This window comes from Hyella patelloides LEGE 07179, assembly GCF_900659865.1.
In the GTDB taxonomy this organism is placed as follows: domain Bacteria; phylum Cyanobacteriota; class Cyanobacteriia; order Cyanobacteriales; family Xenococcaceae; genus Hyella; species Hyella patelloides.
The window spans coordinates 1-5,354 of sequence record NZ_LR214385.1 but is presented as its reverse complement, the minus strand read 5'-3'; the positions used below and the strand labels follow the sequence as shown (position 1 = coordinate 5,354).

2 protein-coding genes are annotated in these 5,354 nt (G+C 38.1%); both read right to left on the bottom strand.

Going from position 1 to position 5,354, the window contains the following annotated elements; translation table 11 throughout:
* The coding region (locus H1P_RS34940; RefSeq protein ID WP_144876322.1) for a beta strand repeat-containing protein at positions 1-3,411 on the bottom strand (3,411 nt) is incomplete at its 3' end.
* A 364-nt stretch (positions 3,412-3,775) separates the two neighbouring features.
* Entirely contained in the window at positions 3,776-5,062 is a 1,287-nt protein-coding gene (locus H1P_RS34935) for a serpin family protein (protein ID WP_144876320.1), read from the bottom strand.
* Positions 5,063-5,354 lie beyond the last annotated feature (292 nt).

Below are 5,354 nucleotides of genomic sequence, written 5' to 3'. Positions count from 1 at the left end.
TACAGTCAAGCCACTGTCTACAATGGCAATAGTTTCTCCTTCAAAAATAGGATTTAAATCAACGTCTGCATTACTGCCATTCAAGTCTAGGGTTAAGTAGGCATTGCCAAATACTACATAGCTTTTGCCAGCAGAAGTTAGATCGGGTTCGACATCTCCACTCTCTGCACCGATAATTAGGTCATCAACGCCATCGTTGTTAATATCTCCTGCTCCACTAACAGAAACCCCAAAGCTTTCATTGTCATCAATGCCCCTTAAAACAAGACCTTGACTACTATCTATAGTATTGACGTTGAGGCTGGGACTAAATCCATCGTTTGAGCCAAAGATGACATAGTTTTCTATCGCATCACCCAATGAACCAACAATCACGTCATCAATGCCATCTCCATTAAAATCTCCTGCTCCACCAACAGAACTACCAGAGAAATCATTTTGGCTCAGACCATTAATTACAAAACCATTACTACCATCAATAGTGGTCAAATCAAAATTGGCATTAAATCCTGTTGCAGAGCCGAATATGACATAACTAGATTCAGAAGCTCTAATGATAAGATCGTCAATACCATCGGCGTTAATGTCCCCCGCACTGCTAACCGAACTACCTAAATCTCGATTTGTTTCAACTCCATTAAGCGCAAATCCGTTATTACCATCCAGTAAAGATAAATCAAATTCAGCACTAAATTCACTTTCCGAGCCAAATACTACATAGCTTTGATCTAGTTCGTCATGGTTATCTCCACCAATAATTAAGTCGTCGATGCCATCCCCATTAACATCACCTGCTTCACTAACAGAACTTAAAAAGTTGTTACTCAAAAAAGTAAATCCGTTATTGCCATCTAAGGAAGATAAGTCAAATTCGGCAGCAAATCCATTTTCAGCACCAAAGACTACAGCACTCTTTTCTGATGAGCCAACAATAATGTCATCAAACCCATCATTATTAATATCTCCTGCTCCACTAACAGACTTACCAAGATTGGATTCAAAGCCAGAGATTGCAAAGCCGTTATTGCCATCTAAGGAAGATAAGTCAAATTCAGCAGCAAATCCGCTTTCCGCACCAAACACCACATAACTTTTACCTTGTTGGTTATCGCCTCCAGTGTATGCACCGATGATAATGTCATTCAAACCATCCCCATTAACATCTCCAGCACTGTTAACCGAACTTCCAGAGCGATCGCCAGGAAGACCGTTGAGAGCAAAACCATTGCTACCATTCAAATCATCTAAGTGAAAATCCGCAGCAAATTCATTACTTGAGCCAAATAGAACATAGCTTTGTCCAGTAATACCACCATCGTAGTTAACAAATTTTGCCCCAACAATTACATCGTCAATGCCATCACCGTTAAAGTCCCCTGCACTACTGACCGAACTACCAGACCTACCAGATGGGTCGATCCCGTTAATCACAAATCCGTTACTACCATCAAGATCGGCAATATTGAAACCTCCCTGTAAATTAAGGGTAGTTGTTGCCACAACGCTTTCTTTTGGTGATTCAGCATCATCTGTAATGACAAACTCAATCAGACGAGCTTCTGAATTAGGCGAATCGGCACTATTGTTATAAGTAACTGTTTGGAGAACCTGCTCGTAGTTAGCGATCGCATCAGTTCCAGTTAAACTAAGAGTTCCAGTTTGGCGATCGTAACTGGCTGTAATATTAGTATTGCTAGTGTCAACAGTTAATACTTCTGCTTCACCATCCAGAAAATTGGTAATTGTTACCCTTGCACTGGAAAGATTTGGAGAATCAGGGTCGGATAAAGTTAAATTGACTCCCACAATGGGAACAGGACTACCACTGAAATAGGCAGTAAAATTACTGTCTGGTTCGCGATTATCTAAATCTATTTGGGGCGCAAATCCATCAGCTTGACCAAAAATAACATAGCTGCTGTTAGTGTGAGATGAGCCAATAATTAGATCGTCAACACCATCGTTATTAATATCCCCTGCTTCACTTACCGAGTCCCCGTAAAATTCTCTACCATAGCCATCACTGCTGAGTGCGGGAATAAAACCTTGATTACCATCAAAATCTGAATCAGTCAGAACAGGGGCAAATTGCTCTGATTTCCCAAATAAAACGAAGGGCGATGGGGTGCCAAAATTGTCACCATGGCTAAAATGACCCAGAATGAGATCGTTGAAGCCATCTCCGTTGATATCTCCCGCACCACTAACCGAAACTCCGCTTAGAGAATCGATGGTAAAGCCGTTGTTACCATCAAGAGCGGATACATCCAAGCTGGAATTGAATGCTTCAGCTTGACCAAAAACTACATAGGTTGCACTAAAATTACGACTGTGAACTCCTCCATAAGCAGCCCCAATAATTAAGTCATCAAAGCCATCTCCGTTAATATCTCCCGCACCACTAACCGAAAACCCCGAACTTTCAGGAAGATTGATTACATCTTCACCGTTAATCGCAAAACCATTACTACCATCGAGATTAGCTAACTCAAAACTGCCATCTGAGCCAACCTCTGTCCCGCCAAAAACTACATAACTCGCTCCTTCGGTCGTATTATAATAGCCTTCGCTTTCCACAGGATCGGCATTAGGCGCGCCAACGATCGCATCATCAAAGCCATCTCCGTTAACATCCCCCGCACCACTAACCGAAAAACCAGAGGTATCTCCCCCATCTACTCCCTGAATTACAAAGCCATTACTGCCATCTATTATTGTTAAATCAATGTCGGCAGCAAATCCATCAGCTTGACCAAAAATAAGATAACTGTTACCGCCATATTCATCCTGATAATTGTAACTAGGTGCGCCAACGATCACATCATCAAAGCCATCTCTATTAAAATCCCCCACACCACTAACAGACTTGCCTAGGCGATCGCCAAAATTAATTCCAGAAAGCAAAAAACCGTTACTACCATCTAAATCAGCTAAATCAACAATGCTGTTAAAACCGCTATCATTACCAAAAAACAGATAACTCGCACCTCGACGGTCATTGACGTTATCGCCGTAAATATCTTCAACGATCTCTCCAGCAGAAGGCGCACCAATAATCAGATCTGCTATACCGTCGCCGTTAACATCTCCTGCATCGCTTACAGAAGAACCCGTACCATCTTCAGTATTTACCCCTTGAAGAATAAAGCCATTACTGCCATCTAATGCCGATAACTCGAAGTTAGTAGAAAATTCATTCTGACCGAAAACTACGTAAGCTGCTCCTGTAAAAGGGCGATCGTCTGTATCGTCTCTCCTCGGCGCACCAATAATCAGATCGTTAATACCATCACTATTAATATCACCTAGCTGACTAACTGAGCTACCCAATAGCTCATTTTCTTGCTGACCATTGATAATAAAACCATTTTCTCCATCTATTAGAGAGAGATCGAAAAATGCTTGAGCCATACCATATCTCCCTGCTATTTTTTAAAATACTTTGGTAAATAGCAACCCTCAAAAATTTATTTTTATTTATTTGTTACGAATTGATACAACAAAAAGACTTTTATCCTAAATTTTAAATCAAAAATTAATATTTGTTTCAGATATGGTTAACTCGAAGAGAATATGCTAGATAACAAGCTAAAAATTCTCTTTAGATGCAACAATAATAAGCCCTTTGAAGCTCTTATCTACTATAATTATAACTTGTAATTTTATGATTAAAAACTTTAAAAATGTCCCATCACATACCAGAATCAATACTCTGGTCAAAAAACTATGCGACTTGGCAAAAGGGATCGCATTACAGTATATCTACTAAAGATGTCTATTGTTCGGGATTTTGTACTGTTCCCATAAAAATAATCGCTCCTGTTTCATTATCTTGAATAGTGTAGAAAAAGGGACGATCTACAGTCATATTAAAAGGAGTAGTAACTGAGGTAATAACTGCTCCAACAGATGTAGTTGCTGCTGCTTCTGTACCTTCTTCATTGACTTCAATTACTGCTTTGTGTTTTACCTCGTCAATAGCAACAGAATCATCACTTAAATTAGAGAAATTTGCTTGAGAAGGATCGAACATTGTTGATGCACCCAATTGTTGCAAAATACTATTAAGATTAGTTTCATATTCTTGTTTAAAGCGAGGAAATTGAATTTTTCCTTCTTTGAGTCTCATTTGTTGTAACCAAGAAGCCAAATCTTCACTATTCAGTAATCCCAAAAATTCTGTCAAGTTAGAACTTTTTTTAGGTAGAAAAATATTCATGCTCAAACTACCCGAACCATAAGGCAGATTAACTAATTGAAAATTTGGGTTTTCATAATACTTATATCCACCAAAATTGAACATTAAAGGATGCTGTTTAACGTTTCCATCTGCTAAATAAAAATTTTGTTTTTTAGTTGCTTCAGGATTAAATTTATTTTGCCATTGCCCTTTAAAATAGATCGCATTAATTAAAAATAAAGCTTGGTCTGGGCTAATTTTATCGATTATTTCAGTAATTTTATTTTCTGTATTTTCAGCAACCCAACTATTAATAATATTGACAGAATCTGGGCTAGTAAAATCTAATTCTTGGATAGTAGTATCGTAATAATTTTTGTTAATATCCAAAAAAGATTGTTCTATAGAGAAATTCAGTTTAGACCATAAAGAATTTGCGATCGCAATTTGAACTTCCGAATCACTATTTTCTAATTCTTGAGTCAGTAATTTATTCCCTTGATTCACTTCTTCAAGACTCATGTCGATCGCTTCTAGCACAGAACTTAATTCTTTTTGAGTAGTGTCATCTGCACCATTGTAAAGCATGGACAGAGCAACTCCCACAGAAAGAGGAGAAATAAAAGTATTCGCTTCAGGATTTTGTTTAACAACTTCTTGAAATAAATTCAGACCAAATTTTGTTTGGCTAGCAATAATTTTAGTTAATTCTGATGAGTCTGATGTAGAGATTTGATTTGATTTCATATTATTAGGCTGAGAAGTAGGCAGTTTGGCAATTTGTTTTGTAGCTTCGTCAAGAGAAACGGCTCGATCTCGATTTAAAACACCAGCAGTAATTACCAATAATATTCCTAGGGATAATACTTTTTTGATCGACATAATTTTTTGCCCACACTTCACTCTAAATATTGACTCAGCACTCTATTATATTGAGGACTGATTTGAATAAAAAAGGTTTCCTTCAAAAATTTGCACGCTAAAAGTATCTTCCCCTTAGACATCTATGCTACTCCCAAGAAACTATCAACATCATGACCAATTAAATTACCTTGAAAAGCTAATAGCTCTAAGCTAATAGCTTTAAGCTATTGAGTTTAAGGCTCCGACCTTGATGGTCGTCTACAATCAGGTTGAGTCCTTAGCTCTATCTGATTGGCTCAAACGCTTACAG